Consider the following 15961-nt stretch of genomic DNA (forward strand, 5'->3'; position numbering starts at 1 on the left):
CTCTAGACCGGGTTGACGCAGAGCGGCGCATGCATTTATCAGTTCAACACCTGATTATAGACCCACTGGTAAGTTAGTGCAAAGAATTGCGTGCTGCTGGAAGTGTGTGGCGTTCGTCTTGAACACTTCCCGGCTTTCCCATTCTGATAGAGACACAAAGGGCGACTCTATGCTCTCATACAATAATCACTATTCTGGCTGTTGCACGATTATGCGCCTTTGACTAGAATTGGGGGAACACATTTTATAGCCGGAGGGAAAGCAGTATGCCGAAGTTCACCACCGACAAGTTGCGCAACATAGTTCTGCTGTCACACGGGGGCGCAGGGAAGACTATACTTGCAGAGGCTATGCTGCACACCGCGGGGCACACCACGCGGCTCGGCAGAGTGGAAGACGGCACGACAGTCTCTGACTTCGAGCCTGAGGAGATTCGCCGCCAGTCCAGCTCGCAGATGTCCGTTCTCGCCTGCCCGTGGCGCGACAGCAAGATTAATATCCTAGACACGCCGGGCTACGCGGACTTTCGTGGTGAAGTGATTTCTGCTTCCCGCGTAGCGGACGCCGCGATAATTGTCGTATCCGCAGCGGCTGGCGTGGAAGTTGGCACGAACCAGATGTGGAATCTCGCCACTGAGCGCAATATGCCGCGCATAATCTTCATCAGCAAGATGGATCGTGAGAACGCGGATTTCGATCGCATCATGGCGGACATCACCGACCGATTCGGCAGGGAATGCGTGCCGGTGCAGATTCCTATCGGTGCGGAAGCCGACTTTTCCGGCGTGGTCAACCTGCTAGATCCTGATGCAGATGCGCCGGGGGACGCCGCGGACGCCGTTGAAGAAGCGCGCGAACGCCTCATAGAAGCGGTCGCGGAAGCCGATGACGAACTCGCCGACAAGTACCTTGAAGGCGAGGAAATCACACAATCCGAGATGATTGCGGGACTGAAGCAAGGCATATTGGACGGGCTGATTATTCCGGTTCTGGTCGGCGCATCGACGACGCAGGTCGGCACGACTGAGCTGCTCGACGCCGTGGTGGATTTCCTGCCGTCGCCGGCAGATGTCAGCAATGTAACTGCGCAGACCACAGACGGCGCGGTGTCCATGGGCCCTGACAGCAACGGACCGCTCGCGGCGCTGGTGTTCAAGACATCGGCAGACCCGTTCGTAGGCAAGCTGTCATACTTCCGCGTGTACAGCGGCACATTCACAGGAGACAGCCAGCATTGGAATGCCAACACCGGACAGCAAGAGCGCGTAGGGCAGGTGTTCGAGGTGCGCGGCAAGGAGCAGACCGCCGCCCCTGAACTTGCATCCGGCGACATCGGGGCGACGCCAAAGCTCAACTCCGTGCTAACAGGGCATACTATCTGCCAGCGCGACAACCCATTCACACTGGAAGGCATGGAATTCCCAAGCTCGGTTTATCTGATGGCTGTTTTCCCCAAGTCACAGGCGGACGTGGACAAGATGACCAGTTCGCTGTCGCGCATCACGGAGGAAGACCCGAGCCTAACAGTAACGCGCGAGCCGGACACGCTGGAAGTGTTGCTTGGTGGTTTAGGCGACACACACGTTGACCTCGCGGTCGAGAAGATGAAGAACAAGTTCGGCGCGGAGATGATTTTGCAGGTGCCGAAGGTCGCGTATAAGGAGACCATCAGCGGCAGGACGCGAGTGGAATATCGCCACAAGAAGCAGTCCGGCGGGCACGGTCAGTTCGGTCATGTGTGGCTGGAGCTTGAGCCGCTGCCTCGTGGCGGAGGCTTCGAGTTTGCCGAGACCGTCGTCGGCGGTAATGTGCCGCGCGAGTATATCCCTTCTGTGGAGAAGGGCGTATCCAAGGCGATGACGGGCGGCGCAATTGCCGGCTACCCCATTGTGGACATTAAAGCGACGCTATTCGACGGCAGCTACCACACCGTTGACTCGTCCGGCATCTGCTTTGAAATTGCAGGCGGGCAGGCGCTGACGAAGGGCGTGCAATTGGCGTCGCCCACGCTGCTAGAGCCGATAATGCGCGTGCAGATAACCGTCCCCGACGATTACACGGGCGATATAATCGGCGACATGAATTCTAAGCGCGGCAGGATCCACGGCATGACGCCTATGGGCAACGGTACGACGATGATCGAAGGCGAGACCCCACAGGCGGAGATGCTGCGCTACGCTACCGAGCTGCGCTCCATGACGCAGGGACAAGGCGGCTTCATCATCGATTTCGACCACTACGAAGAAGTCCCAGCCCACCTAGTAGATCGTATAGTAGAGCAGCTGCGCGAACGCGAAGCCGCAAGGGCGTAGGCACAAGCATAACTGGAAACAACGCACATACAAAAACAGAGGCGCGTCCCACTATTGCAGGGCGCGCCTCTGTCTGTTCGTGGTCGCTTGTTCTGTCCTCTCCCCATTGCCCTCCATTGACAGAGCAAGGCTAGGAAAGGGGTGTCTTTCATCATCACTCCCCGTCTATAACTGCATGCCTGCTTCGCCACCAAATTCCAAGCAATGCAGATGCCGCTACAGCCGCGATAGCGAATAATAAAAGGCCGCCAATTCTCATCATCAAGGTCCCGCTAACCAGACTAATCTGCTCAATTGCGGATTCTCCATTTGGGAGAGCATCAGACGCCGGCTCATGAAGTGGCGCTACAGTAGGTGGCGGATCGACGATAATGAGCAGCGGCCTGGAGGGATCTGTTGGGTATAACCGCACTGCCTCCGGTATGTCTGTCCTGATGATTGGCTGATTTTGCAAAACAACCGGTATGGGCTGAACGGAATTTGATGCCAAGGTCGTTGTAGGAGGCAGTGAAGTGGCTGCGAGCGAAGAATTGGCGTGCGGCGGTGCGGTTGCCGGAGCAACCGAGGCCACCGTAATTTCTGGCATTCGAGTTGCGGTCGGAGCGGTGTCCGCCTGTGCGCCATCGCTTGTTGCCTGTGCCGTCGGCTGCGGGATGTGTGCACGCGTAAGATGAATGCCCGTCAGCGGCGGCGCTGGCGTAAAGGTCACACCAATAGAAATTGACGCGTTAAGCAGTAGAACCTCAGTGGCAGCCGGTATAGGTGTGGCTGTTGGCGTGACCGTCGGTGCGGATGTAGCCGTCGATGTGCGCGTTGCCTTAGCCCGAGTTACTGGCGCTAGAGTTGCAGTGCCAAACAATGCAGGCGTACTGCTCGGCGTGGCAGTTCTAGTTCGCGTGGGAGTCCTAGTCCAAGTCGCGGTCGGCGTCCGCGTTCGCGTGGGTGTCGCCGTGGGCGTTGCGGTCGCGGTCGCCCTAGGCGTCGCAGTAGGCGTGCTTGTGGGCAACGGAGTTGCGGTCGCGGTCGGTGTGTGTGTCGGTGTTGGCGTCGGGCTGCTGATGGTGAAATGGACAGTGTCGCTAGTCAAGGGCAAGTCTTCGCCTTCCGTTTCCACTATCAGAGTTGCGGAATAGTCGCCGTGCGCAGCTTGTTCGCTGTCCGGCGTCCACAGCACTTCGATTTGCACACTCCCACCGGCGCGCCGAGCTTTGTACACTGGCGGCACCGGCAATACGCTGTCGAATGTAACATCGCCGAGCACCGTGCCAGTGGCTCCGTCCATCCCTGAAACATCGAAGTCGCCTTCCAGCAGCGGCAGCTCGACTTCGAGTTTCTGCGGACCATCGACCAGAAGCGATACATTGCTTATTTCGGCGAGTTCCCGGCTCTCGAACATCAATCGAGCCGTGAAACGAGTCTGGCTCGCATCGTCGGAATTCACCTGCTCGGAGCGTATGCTGACATCCAACTCCGGCGCTAAAGTGTACGCCGTTCTATCGCCCATCAGCAGGTGAATCACCACCACCGCAATCGGAATCAATAGCCAGAATGGGCTTGACTTCGCAATTGTTGCCAACAGATAAATCTTTCACTTAGCACGAATAACATGCGGCGCATACTATCACTTGTTTGAGAGAAGGGATAGCCCTTGCTTCAAAGCGCACTGAATTCTCGTCCTTCGACAGGCCCTGGACAGACGGGTCTTGTTATTTCGACCATCCGAATGAAACGCTATCAATCCAATTATGGCAGTTGACATATATCAGATAGTCCTATACATTGCCCGCAATTATATAACTTTTATAATATGTTTTATTATCTAATGTGTGAGTGACTTGCCTAATGGCGTACTTCGTAACTTAGTAATCTTGCTTGGCGTGGCAATGCTTGCAGTGGTTTGGACGCAGATTGCTGTCGAAGCAATGCTTGGCGCTAGGCAAGCCTCTTCCACGCCTGCCATTAACTTGACCGTCACGCCCGGCGATAAACGGCTCGATGCCGAATGGACAGTCGTCGGAGTCGATAAAATCCAATATATGGCCATTCAGTGGCGTGTGAATTCGACTGACGATTGGCACCTCACAGACGATCCTCCTCGCGTGCAGGTGGACAATGATGCTAGGTCATTTACAATCAATCACACAATGGAAGAACGTCCGGATGATTGGTATGAAGTTGACTTAACCAATGGAGTAAATTACCAAGTTAGAGTCTGGATAAACCTAGGCACTACTGACCTATTAGTCTCGAATGTAGTCGTAGTAGCGCCGGGAGAACCGGAACCCACGCCAACACCGACCATTACGCCGACTCCCACAGTTACTCCCACTCCGACAAATACCCACACCCCCACGATTACTCCCACTCCCACTAGCACCCCAACGCCGACCATCACGCACACACCTACGCCCGCGCCATCTATAAACTTGGAGGTTACGCCCGGCGAAGGGCAGCTTGATGCCGAATGGACAATTGATAATGTCAATAGCTTTAAGTTTATGTCCATTCAGTGGCGTGAGAAATCTAACGCAGATTGGCACCTATTAGATGATCCCCCGCGTAAGCCGTTTGAAGACAAAAGTATCAGGTCATTCACCATCGACCACATTCTTGTGAAAGCTGAGGATGACTATGATAAGTTCGCCTTAACCAATGGCAAGGACTATCAAATCAGGGTTTGGATTGACCGGGGTGTCGAGGATTATGTAGTCTCGAATGTCTTCGTAGCCGCGCCATCAGCCCCGACACCTACGCCAACAGTGACGCCCACAGATACACCAACTCCGACGCCGACGGCCACACCTACCGATATGCCAACGCCAACGCACACTCCCACGCCTACGAATACGCCCACCGATACGCCGACGCCGACGCAGACTCCCACGATTACGCCAACTCCGACGCCAACAGCCACGCCGACTCACACGCCCACGCCTACCTTTACCGCCACGAACACTCCCACGCCGTCTATACACTTGGAGGTTATGCCCGGCGATGGACAGTTCGACGCCTCTTGGGAACTTAAGAATGTACAGAGTTTCACGGGCATGTCGGTCCAGTGGCGCGAGGAATCGGACGCGGATTGGGAGCGCTATGTCATCCCGCGCAATTCGTTCACCATGCCGCAAGAGCGCGATGTACGCAAATTCACGATTGACTATATCCCTGTGGAATATGAGCCTGGCAAATGGCGCTACCCGCGGCTGACCAACGGCACGGACTATCAGGTACGGGTATGGATCGAGAGCGGCGCGACCAACTATACGATATCTAATGTCGTCGTAATAGCGCCGGTAGCCCCGACACCTACGCCGACAGCCACGCCCACAGATACACCTACGCCAACAGCCACACCTACTATCACGCCAACACCCTCGATCACGCCAACGCCTACAGATACGCCAACTCCGACTCACACACCTACACCTACGGATACGCCAACGCCGACCCATACACCCACGCCTACCGATACGCCCACCATCACCCCTACGCCGACCTTCACGCACACGCCTACCTTTACCGCCACGAACACTCCCACGCCGTCTATACTCTTGGAGGTTATGCCCAGCGACAGGCAGCTCGTGGCGTCTTGGGAACTTAAGAATGCGCAGAATTTCACAGGCATGTCGATCCAGTGGCGCGAGGAATCGGACGCGGATTGGGAACGCTATGTCGCCCCGCGCAATTCGTTCACCATGCCGCAAGAGCGCGATGTACGCAAATTCACGATTGACTATGTGCCGGAGGAATATGAGCCTGAGCAATGGCGCAACGTACCACTGACCGACGGCACGGATTATCAGGTACGGGTATGGATCGAGAGTAGTGCGACCAACTATACGATATCCAATGTCGTCGTCGTCGCGCCGGGAGACCCGACACCTACGCCGACAGCCACACCAACCATCACCCCTACGCCAACCATCACGCCCACGCCTACGATCACACCCACACCTACGGATACGCCGACTCCAACGCGCACGCCCACACCTACATATACGCCGACTCCAACGCGTACTCCAACGCCTACCAATACGCCAATTCCGACGCCCACAAGCACCAATACGCCGGAGCCGATACGGCCTAAGCCGTCGCTGTCCAACACACCAGAGCCGAGCATAACGCCGATTGTCAGGCTTGTTGGAACGATTCCACCGGCCACCGGCGAGATTAGCTTTCATATAAGGGACGGCGCGCTTGGCACGATTCACTCATGCGTGGCAGTTTGGGATGGTGTCAGTGAGAATTATGATGGCAACGACGCTCAAGGGTTCAATATCAGAAGCGGCGAGCCTGAGCCGGATAGGTTCTCCACCAGTGAGGACTGCGCTTACACCGAGCACTCACGCCTGGCAGCGCAACCGCCACTGACCGCGTACGACGATGGCACGCCAACTTTGATCAATTATGACCTCACGGACTTCGCCTATACGCCGGAAGTATATCTAGCCGCCGATTTAGACACTGGCAGCCGACTAGAAGTCCTGTACTACTTCTACGTCGTAGATTCTTATGACGCGGACGACAAGCGAGCGAAAGTAGTCGGGGAATCGGATGCCGATGGCGAGTGGGTCGCGATTAGCGAGGTGGTGAGCGAAGCGGATTCGTCGCCGTCTGCGACCTCGAATCTGTTCTTGGGCAAAGTAAGTGTCAGCAGCGATTCACAGATGGCGGGCGCAGGCGATGGCGTCGTTTATGCGAAGAGCGGCGACCATGTGAGCGTCTCGTATCTGGATGAAGACGGCAACGAGAAGGCGAAATCTGAGGACGCGCCAGAGCCTAGCCCGCCGCCACTCGTCGCGCCCACGCCGACGCTTGTGCCGGAGCGATACCCAACCCCTACGCCGAGGCCGACGGCGCCGGAGCGCAGTATCTCAATCAAGTTCGGCAATACACCGGGTAGGAGCGGCGACACAGCGATTATCTTCATCCGCGACAACTATCTCGGCACCACGATTCCCTGCAATATCGAATGGAGGAACATCGAGAGCGCAGTACCGGCGAATACGGTCTGGAATGTCGTCACCGGCGCGCCACGGAGCAAGTCGTTTGCAGGCTCGGATTGCGACTACGATGGCACTACACCGATAGCCAAATATCCGTACACGCGGGCGTTTGTCGATGGCGAGGGATACTGGGTCAGCCATGAGGAAGAAAATGGGCGTATTTCGATACTTAACGATGTTGACGCGGCCAGTACCATCCGCATAGAGTTTCACTACGAAGTCGTGGATGATTTCGACTCAGAGGCACAACTCGCCAGGATTTTCAGCACTTCTGATAGAGTCGGCGAGTGGGTCGCGCTTCGCGAGGTCGTAAGCGAGTCGGACGCATCGCCCAGCTCATCGTCGTACCTTTATCGCGGCGAAGTCGCGATTAGCGACAACGAAGCGAGCCTTGCCGCCGGCGACGGGCAGGTGCGCGTGCGGCGGCGCAGCAGGCTCGGCGCGGAGTATTACGGCGACGATGGCGGACGACAGCCCAACAAGGTGTGGGTAGGGTTAGACTTGCCGACTCCCACGCCTACGCCGATACCAAGCCCTTCGCCAACGCCCACAGCGATTCCGGCAATACCCGTCTCCAACCCATGGCTCATAGTCGCGGCGGTCGTCGCTGGCGCGCTGGCGGTGCTGTTCGGTCGCAGGCGCGGCTTGCCGCCGGTGGATTAGGGCAGCTGCGGCATATCCGGTGACGGCGTGACCTCAAACGCGTTCAGCGCGCAGGCGAGCATACCGTAGTAGCCAATTGTGGCAGTCAGCTCAGTAACGCCCTGCTCGCCGAATTTCGCTTTTGCCGCCTCGAATGTGTCCGCGGAGACACGATGATCTCGCAGGATTTGCCTGCCATAACCCACGATGAGCGCCTCGTCATCGCTCAATTCGCTGAGATCGCCACCGTTGGCGATGACGTCGATTGTCGAAGTTGGCACGCCCGCCTGCTCTGCCAAACTCGCGTGCGCCGCCCATTCATAGGCACAGTCGAATTCGCGCGCCGCCGTGATGATGGCGAGCTCGCGCTGGCTCGGCGTCAGCGTGGACTCGAAGCGTATGTAAGCGCCAAGATGCGCCGCGCGCCCGGCAACCTCTGGACTATTCAGCAGCACCGAGAAGGGTCCGCTCACACGCCCGCGGCTGGTCGCTATCGAATCGAAAATGCCCTGGCTGCCCTCTTCCACCTGACTGCGTTCCGTAATCTGCGTGATTCGCGCCATTTTTCGTCTCCTGAATGTTCAAGTTTGTGCGGATGAATTGACGCAGGCAATTGTATCGCAGAATGGAGCGAATTGTTGAGATGTGTCGCTATTGACTGTGCTTTGCGCGGTGGCTCTTTTTCGAGGGACATCATCCGGCGACAACCGCATTAGGCAATTGCAGACCTCGATTGAGTTGACTGGGTTGTTGGGGGGGGCTATGATTGGGGTGTTGAGTTGCGAATTAATGAAAGATAGCTGCGAGGGAGAGTGCGCTATGCCCTTCAGAATTGGACCGGTCGAATTGATCCTTATTCTAGTGGTGTTGCTGCTTATCTTCGGCGTTGGTAAGTTGCCTCAGGTCGGACAGGCCGTTGGGAAAGCGGTACGGCAGTTCCGGGACAGCCAAGAGGCTTCGCTAGACTCCGAATCCGCTAATGATGACAAGGTGAAAGCAGGCAGCAAAGGGTCTAGCCTTTAATCAGTCTGGCGCCGGATGTGTTGCCGGACATGTGCATACAATTGCAGTGAAAGCCTGAGGCAAAAAGCCTCGGGCTTTTCGTTTGCCCAACATGCTAAGCGGCTTCGTTGGCGCGTTGTCGGCTTCGCTGCCTGGCTCCGATTTTGGCTAGCCAGATGCCTACTTCATACAACACGATTATGGGCAATGCGACTAGCGTCTGGTTGATGGGGTCAAAGGTAGGCGTAATGAGCGCGCCGAGTATGAACGCGACCACGATGGCGTAGCGGCGCTGCCTGCCAAGTTGCTCCGGTGATACGACGCCGATGCGCGACAAGAAGAACAGCACGATGGGCGTCTCGAAGACCACGCCCATCCAGAACAGCAGCGAGATCATCAGGCTCACATAGCTGCCGATGCGGATGTATGGCGTGGCTATGTCACTGCCGAAGCTCAGCAGGAAGTGTATCGCGGGCGGAAATAACACGCGGTAGCCGAATGCCGCGCCGAGTATGAACGCCAGCACGACGGCGGGCAGCAGTGCGTACAGGTAGCGCCGCTCCGACGGACTGAGGCCCGGCGCGACGAACATTACCATCTGGTACAGCACGAACGGCAGCGCGGTTAACAGCCCGACCAACAGCGACGCCTTCATCGCGGTGCTGATGAACTCGGTAAGGTCGGTGTAGATGGGCTTGCCGCTCGGGATGTTCGTGAAGCCCTGCGCTGGTTGCATAAGCAGCGTCAGCACCTGTTCATGAAAGATGAACGCGATGACGGTGGTGATGAGAATGGCAATCGCCGAGTACATCACACGGCGGCGAAGCTCAGTGATGTGGTCCTGAAACGGCACGCCTTTGTCGGAACTCATACGCTGTCCTCGCCGGAAGTTGTGCGTGTCTCTTCGCGCGGCGGTTGCTGCGGCTGCTGTTGTCTGACTGTATCTGCATTACTTCTGCGGAATGCCACGGGTCCATCCGCCTGACGGGCGTCCGGTTCGTCTTGGTCGAGCGGTGTATTCGACGGGTTATCGCCATCGTTAGGTTGCTGATCCCGGGGCGGCGCGGGTCGTTGTGACAGCGGCGCGCCGATGTTGCCGATGTCATCCATCTCTGCCTGCACGGTTGATCCCATGCGGCGCAGTTCCCCTGTCCACTTGCCGAGCGTTCTGGCGGCGTCAACCATGCGCTCCGGTCCAAGGAAGATGAAGGCGACCAGCAATATGACGATTATTTCGAATGTGCCCATTCCGAGGAAGCTCATACGCGCCGCGCTCCCTTCTTTGTCGCTGTCTGCGTAGCCCAGTAATCGCAGTCCGCACAGCCGGGATATATCTGCCAGCCAAGCCTGAATGTTGTGGGCACGCCTATGCGGTCGAGGAGCGTCAGCACATCGCACACCGGCAGCCCGATAACATTGGCATAGCAGCCATCAATGCGCTCGGCGGGCTTGAACGACGCATCCTGCGCGGCGTATGCGCCCGCCTTGTCGAACGGCTCGCCGCTTTCGACATAGCGGGCGATTTCGTTGTCCGAGTATTGCCGCATATAAACCTTGCTCGCCCTCGCGCTCGTGGAGCAGATGCCGGTCTCAGTGTCCAGAATTGCGATGCCGGTAACGACCTCATGCATGCGGCCTCGCAGCAGTAGCAGCATCTGCACTGCCTCGGTTGCGCTTGCGGGCTTGCCGAGAATCGCGTCGTCGATTGCCACGGATGTGTCCGCCCCGAGCACTATGTCATCTCTAGTCATTTTCGTGGCGAACTTTGCCTTTTGCAGCGCCAGCCGCTGCACATACAAGCGTGGCGATTCGCCCGCGCTCGGGTCGGGTTCGTCATCGCCGCTGCCCACAATCCGCAATGGCAGGTCGATAGCCTTGATGAGCTGCCGGCGGCGCGGCGAGCCGGACGCGAGTATCAGCCGTCGCCAGCCCGGTCGGTTGCTCCTGTAACGGTAGTGGTGTGGCATGGTAGTGCCTATTTTACACGAAAGTTATGGCGCGGTAATCCATTGCTGTTCGATTAGAGGCGAGCATGATTCAATCTGAGATAGATCGCCCCCATCCTAGCGTCACCCAGGAGGCAAGCAACTCACAAGGGCGTATCTTCCGGCTGACCATCAGCAGGCAATGTAACCGCCGGGACGAGGGTTGCGATGCATTCGGTGTGATAGGTTTGCGGGAACATGTCCACTGGTTCGACGGAAGAGACTGCGAATCCGCCCGCGACTAGGTAGGCGAGGTCGCGGGCTAGGCTGTCGGGGTCGCAGGACACATAGACAGTGCGCTTTGGCTTGCGGCGGATTAGCGCGTCCAAGGTTGCCGGGTGGCAGCCGACTCGCGGAGGGTCGATTATGACAGCATCCGGCGGGTCGTCTAGCGAGTCCAGATAGTCTTCCGTTCTGCTGCAAACGAACTCTAGGTTGGTGATGCCTTCGATGTTCACGGCTGCGTCGTTGACGGCTGCGGACGATTCTTCGATGGCAATTACGCGGCACGCAGAATCCGCGAGCAGCACCGCGAATGTGCCGACTCCTGCGTATGCGTCAACCAGCGTTTCGGTGCCATCAAGCCGAAGGCGTTCGCTAACTATGGTGGCGAGCCGTTCCGCCTGCGGTGTGTTGACCTGCGCGAACGATGGAGACGCGATGCGCAGGTGGCGATCGTGCATCTGTTCCCAATAGTGCGTCTGTCCGGTCGGCAGCGGAATATCCGGGTTGTGCATCGTCGGTTGTATCAGCCAATCCCCGGTGTTGACTCCGTATCGGACGGAAAGCTGCGTGGTCTCTGCGGCTTTGCCTTGCAGCGCGCGCAATGCTTCGTTAATCCACGGATGCATCAGCGCGCAGTCATCGACCTTGACGAAGCGGCGCGTCAGCCGATTGATGTAGCCGAGCATGCCAGACTCGCGAATAGTGAAGCGCGCATGATTGCGGTAGCCGAACATCTGCGGGCCGGGCAGCGTCTCGGAGACGATGATTCTCCGCAGCTCCGGGTATTCGCCGAGCGCATTCGCCACGCGCTGCCGCTTTAGTTCGAGTTGGTGGTCGTAGTCAATGTGCTGCCACTGGCAGCCGGTGCACGCGCCGAAGTATGCGCACGGCGGGTCGATCCTGTGCGGCGATGCGTCAATGACTTCGCCGACGATGGCGGATACATGCTGGCGGCGTCTGCGGCGATAGCGAATGATGCGCGCACGTACACGCTCGCCCGGTATGCCACCGAATACGTTGATGACGCCATCCTCAAAGTTCGCAAGCGTGTCTCCGAGATTACCCCATGCGTGCAGTTCGAGCGTGGCGATTTCAGGCGCCGCGTCCGTGTCCTTGCGCCGCCGCCGAATACCGGGATTTATCTGTGCCTGTTGGGCTTGTTGGTTTGACATGCAGCAATGGTAGCGTGAACAAGGCGCGAAAACAATTGGAGGTGTCTTTTCCGACGAGAACGAACCGGTACTTTGTGAAATGTGTATCAAAGTTTATGTGAAAAATAGCACTATGTTGACACGCATTGTGTCAAGTGTTACATTCGTATCGTACACTCTTGAAGGAGGTGGTTCTATGGCAGAAGCAGTGATTCTTGAGCGGCGAGAGCAAGTAGTCGTGAGCGAGAAGCTCAACTCTAGGGCTACACGGGAAATCGAGGAACTACTGGAGGAGTCTGAGCAGGCGCAGGTGAAGAGGAAGACCGACAACGGCGGATGGTACTTCCGGATGGTTTCGCCGGGCGTGCGATACTATTCCTTCTAGGCTGACAATATCCGCCGTTGATATTCGGTTCGTAGCCCCCACGGGTTAGAGCCCCAGAAGGTTAAAGCCCCCACGAGTTTATCTTTATTCGTGGGGGCTGTTGCTTTGCGCGGAATATGCGCGGGTGCAATTCATCACGCAGGTTCGGCAACGAACACGGGTATCGTGCGCTCTGTGGCTTTCTTGTAGTCCGCGTATGGCGGGAATGCGGCGACGCAAAGTTCCCATAAGCGGGCGCGCTCTTCTTCATCGTCAACTTCGCGCACTCGCATGTCGAACACGGCAGTCTCGTCGCGAATCTGCACATCGGCGTGTGCGCGCAGATTATACACCCATACGGGGTTAGTCGGCGCACCGCCGCGCGAGCCGACGAGAATGTAGTTGTCGCCGTCCTTCACGCGCATCAGCGGCGTCTTGCGGATGGCGCCCGTCTTGTTGCCTTGGTTCGTAACTACGATAACGGGCAGCCCGGTGTCTCGCAGCGTGGTGCCTTCAGTGCCGCCGCTGCTCTCGTACAGATCAACCTGCTCGCGCACCCAATCCGTCGGCGACGGTATGTATTCTGCCATAATTATCCTTGCCTCCTGTTTCGTATTCGTTCCTGTTCCATGATTGGCATGCTAATGATAGCGTGAACCGCTGCAATTGTATAACGCAAGAGCTACCTATTGTGATGTGGCATATGGAGTGACGTGTTTCGGTTCACGGCTGCCCCCCGTCCTATTCCCCCCATATTTCCCTATAAAGCAGGAAGGGAAGAACTGCGTCAAATTCTGGGCAATCTGGTATCATAGCGGTACACGCGAATCGGAGGGAATATGGCAAGGGCAAGAAGGCTACCGGACTGGCTGAAAGTTAAGGCGCCGGGAAGCGCAGGCTACATCGAACTAAGGCAGCTCGTAAAGTCTGAAGGGCTGAACACGGTCTGCGAAGAGGCGCACTGCCCGAACATCGGCGAGTGCTGGGACCGCGGCACGGCGACATTTATGGTGCTCGGCGACATCTGCACGCGTGCCTGCTCGTACTGCGCCGTTAACACCGGCATGCCGACCACACTCGACCTGCAAGAGCCGGTGCGACTCGCGGAGACGGTGGAACGGCTGGGATTACGCTACGCCGTCATCACATCGGTGGACAGGGACGATTTGCCGGACGGCGGCGCGTTCATATTCGCGCAGTGCATTCGGCAAATACGCAAGCGCCTGCCATCGTGCAAGGTCGAAGTGCTGATACCGGACTTTCAGGGCGATGTGGACGCGCTCGCCAAAGTGATGGACGCCAAGCCCGACACGCTGAATCACAACATCGAGACAGTGCGGCGCGTGTTCAGCCGAGTACGTCCAAAAGGCGACTACGATATGTCGCTCGAACTGCTCACGAACGCCAAGCGGCTGGACAGAAACGCCGTAACGAAGTCAGGAATGATGGTTGGGCTAGGCGAAAGCTGGGACGAGATTATCGATACGATGCGCGACCTACGATCGGTGGACTGCGACCTGCTGACAATTGGGCAGTACCTGCGGCCGTCAGACAAACATGCGCCATTGGCGCGGTGGTACACGCCCGGCGAGTTCGATGAGCTGCGACAGGAAGGCGAGGCGTTGGGATTTCGGCATGTGGCGTCCGGTCCGCTAGTGCGAAGCTCATACCACGCCGACGAGCAGCACGCGGCGGCAAGCGGCGTGGGCGCGGTCTGACGCCATACTTACATCGACGGCTGGGCTGGGTTGCGCAGCGTTTGAAGATTTTCTCGAATGGGAGTAAGATATCTGGATAGCCTAGTGCGTTAAAGTGCGGCAGGATCGAATTATTCCAATTGCAAGACGAGGTACAGAAGGAATGATTAAGGCGGGAACGAGATATATCACCCCATCGGGCGCGGAGCTTGTCGTTACGAAGGGTGGCGATGGCGTGCTGACGGACGGCGAGGTGCCGCTGCAAGAAAAGGATTCGAGCAACGGATTCGATGGCACGGCGACCAGCGCGGACGCCATGACTATCAACCTTGGCAGGCGCTATCAGTCCGACGAAGAGGGAGTTACGGTGTTGGTAACGAAGGCGGGACAGTGTGACCTGCGATACAACGGCGCGCCAATGGAAGTGCAGCAGCCGCGCAAGCTGCCATCCTCAGACTAGCAGACGCCGTCGGTAAGAAGGCTGGTCGAAAGCGAATATACTGGCAAGACGAAGCCGCCCAAGCATGGGCGGCTCTTCTTTTGCGCCTAGTGTCCCCTCTCCATTAAAGGGCAATGGCTAGGATTGGTGGCGATTTATATATGCCGAATCCAACTCTAGGCTCTGAAGCGTCTGATAACCTTAGCAGCCGAATCGTAATCGCGCTTGCCGCCGCCTAGTATTGGCGGCATCAGGTAGAAGGACGACATGCCTGCTGCCAAGAACGCGTCCACAGCGCGGCTGGCGATGTCCGCCGGCGAAACGCCCGCGTTTAGATCGTTGCTGACGGACTGCGGAATTTCGGTGAATGCTATGCTGCCCTGCGCCATAACTTGAATGCCGAAGAATATGGGTATTGGCAAGGCATCGCCGTAAGTCTGTGTGTATGCCTCACGGAAATGCAGAGGCGCGTTGGGCGAGAAGCCGGGCTGGGTGATGAAGAAATGTGCGCCAGCGTCAATCTTGCGTTTAGCGAGCGCGACTTCGCGTTCAACAGGACGGCTGGTGTCGATTGCCGCGCCGATGCAGAAGTTGGTTGGCGCGTCGAATTGCCTGCCCCTGAAATCGATGCCGCTGTTCAGTGCGGCGATGGATCGGATTAGCGCGGTCGGGGTGCGGTCGTGAACGGGCTCCGTCTGTCGCAATTCGCTTCCGGCGAAATCGTCGCCTCGCACGACGATGGTATTTTCCAGCCCTAACAGCGCAGCGCCGACAAGCAGGCTTTGCGCGGCGAGAATGTTCATGTCTCTGGTAGCGATGGTGAAAGCCACATCCATGCCTGTCGCTGACTTTATGGTATGCGCAGCGATCGCGGAATTGGCGTACACAGCCTTGCCAGGGTTGTACGGGATCGATATGCAGTCCATGCCGAGCGATCTAACGGCGTCTATGCCATCGTAGAATGCGCCCCTAGGTGGCGAGAAATCGCAGATGAACACAGGGGCGCCGCGCGTGTGCGTGTGCAGGTCTGCGATTTTGGTCATATCCGTGTCTCTACGGCTATTGTCTGCTAACCCTTGACTTGAGATTCATCAAAGCTTGTTGGCAAGGGCAAATGCTGGTCCGAGCAATAGACGTG

16 protein-coding genes and 2 pseudogenes are annotated in these 15961 nt (G+C 57.5%); 6 read left to right on the plus strand and 12 right to left on the minus strand.

Annotated features, from left to right (window positions below; genetic code table 11):
* The first annotated feature begins 266 nt into the window (after positions 1-266).
* The gene (gene fusA, locus F4X57_03130) at positions 267-2312 is read left to right on the plus strand and encodes an elongation factor G (GenBank protein ID MYC06162.1); all 2046 of its coding nucleotides are present in this window, start codon (positions 267-269) and stop codon (positions 2310-2312) included.
* Between the two features lie 154 nt (positions 2313-2466).
* On the opposite strand, the gene F4X57_03135 is transcribed toward fusA, so the two are convergent.
* The 5 genes and pseudogenes from F4X57_03135 to F4X57_03155 form a co-directional block, all read right to left on the minus strand.
* Complete coding sequence (locus F4X57_03135; GenBank protein ID MYC06163.1) at positions 2467-3888, minus strand: hypothetical protein; 1422 nt, start codon at positions 3886-3888, stop codon at positions 2467-2469.
* A 621-nt stretch (positions 3889-4509) separates the two neighbouring features.
* Complete coding sequence (locus F4X57_03140) at positions 4510-4797, minus strand: hypothetical protein (GenBank protein ID MYC06164.1); 288 nt, start codon at positions 4795-4797, stop codon at positions 4510-4512.
* Positions 4798-5013: 216 nt separating this feature from the next.
* A pseudogene (locus F4X57_03145) lies at positions 5014-5283 on the minus strand (hypothetical protein).
* A 288-nt stretch (positions 5284-5571) separates the two neighbouring features.
* A pseudogene (locus F4X57_03150) lies at positions 5572-5793 on the minus strand (hypothetical protein).
* Between the two features lie 354 nt (positions 5794-6147).
* Positions 6148-6432: a hypothetical protein gene (locus F4X57_03155; protein MYC06165.1), complete on the minus strand. Its 285-nt coding sequence runs from the start codon at positions 6430-6432 to the stop codon at positions 6148-6150.
* 97 nt (positions 6433-6529) lie between these two features.
* On the opposite strand from F4X57_03155, the gene F4X57_03160 reads away from it, so the two are divergent.
* A complete protein-coding gene (locus tag F4X57_03160) occupies positions 6530-7981 on the plus strand; it encodes a hypothetical protein (protein MYC06166.1) in 1452 nt (483 codons plus the stop codon).
* Here the strand turns inward: F4X57_03160 and F4X57_03165 are convergent.
* Complete coding sequence (locus F4X57_03165) at positions 7978-8523, minus strand: carboxymuconolactone decarboxylase family protein (protein MYC06167.1); 546 nt, start codon at positions 8521-8523, stop codon at positions 7978-7980. The genes F4X57_03160 and F4X57_03165 overlap by 4 nt on opposite strands.
* A 256-nt stretch (positions 8524-8779) precedes the next feature.
* Between F4X57_03165 and tatA the strand changes: the two genes are divergently transcribed.
* Positions 8780-8983, plus strand: a complete 204-nt coding sequence (gene tatA / locus F4X57_03170) for a twin-arginine translocase TatA/TatE family subunit (protein MYC06168.1) — start codon at positions 8780-8782, stop codon at positions 8981-8983.
* A gap of 94 nt (positions 8984-9077) precedes the next feature.
* Here tatA and tatC read toward each other — a convergent pair whose 3' ends face one another.
* The 4 genes from tatC to F4X57_03190 all read right to left on the minus strand — a co-directional run bounded on the left by tatC (position 9078) and on the right by F4X57_03190 (position 12344).
* Complete coding sequence (gene tatC / locus F4X57_03175; GenBank protein ID MYC06169.1) at positions 9078-9833, minus strand: twin-arginine translocase subunit TatC; 756 nt, start codon at positions 9831-9833, stop codon at positions 9078-9080.
* On the minus strand, positions 9830-10225 hold the full coding sequence (locus F4X57_03180; protein ID MYC06170.1) for a twin-arginine translocase TatA/TatE family subunit: 396 nt from the start codon (positions 10223-10225) through the stop codon (positions 9830-9832). Before F4X57_03180 ends, tatC begins: the two co-directional genes overlap by 4 nt.
* Positions 10222-10929 (minus strand): septum formation protein Maf, encoded by a 708-nt coding sequence (gene maf, locus F4X57_03185; GenBank protein ID MYC06171.1) that lies wholly within the window; start codon positions 10927-10929, stop codon positions 10222-10224. Before maf ends, F4X57_03180 begins: the two co-directional genes overlap by 4 nt.
* A 122-nt stretch (positions 10930-11051) precedes the next feature.
* A complete protein-coding gene (locus F4X57_03190; protein ID MYC06172.1) occupies positions 11052-12344 on the minus strand; it encodes a class I SAM-dependent RNA methyltransferase in 1293 nt (430 codons plus the stop codon).
* A gap of 175 nt (positions 12345-12519) precedes the next feature.
* Here F4X57_03190 and F4X57_03195 point away from each other — a divergent pair, with 175 nt between their 5' ends.
* A complete protein-coding gene (locus tag F4X57_03195; GenBank protein MYC06173.1) occupies positions 12520-12708 on the plus strand; it encodes a hypothetical protein in 189 nt (62 codons plus the stop codon).
* A gap of 134 nt (positions 12709-12842) precedes the next feature.
* Here the strand turns inward: F4X57_03195 and F4X57_03200 are convergent, their stop codons facing one another.
* Positions 12843-13277: a nitroreductase family deazaflavin-dependent oxidoreductase gene (locus F4X57_03200; GenBank protein ID MYC06174.1), complete on the minus strand. Its 435-nt coding sequence runs from the start codon at positions 13275-13277 to the stop codon at positions 12843-12845.
* Positions 13278-13526: 249 nt separating this feature from the next.
* Here F4X57_03200 and lipA point away from each other — a divergent pair, with 249 nt between their 5' ends.
* Complete coding sequence (gene lipA, locus F4X57_03205; GenBank protein MYC06175.1) at positions 13527-14405, plus strand: lipoyl synthase; 879 nt, start codon at positions 13527-13529, stop codon at positions 14403-14405.
* Between the two features lie 142 nt (positions 14406-14547).
* Positions 14548-14844, plus strand: a complete 297-nt coding sequence (locus F4X57_03210; GenBank protein ID MYC06176.1) for a hypothetical protein — start codon at positions 14548-14550, stop codon at positions 14842-14844.
* Between the two features lie 155 nt (positions 14845-14999).
* On the opposite strand, the gene F4X57_03215 is transcribed toward F4X57_03210, so the two are convergent.
* A complete protein-coding gene (locus F4X57_03215; protein ID MYC06177.1) occupies positions 15000-15866 on the minus strand; it encodes a hypothetical protein in 867 nt (288 codons plus the stop codon).
* Between the last annotated feature and the right edge of the window lie 95 nt (positions 15867-15961).

It is taken from the genome of Chloroflexota bacterium (assembly GCA_009840355.1).
Lineage (GTDB): Bacteria > Chloroflexota > Dehalococcoidia > Lucifugimonadales > JADFKI01 > Bin90.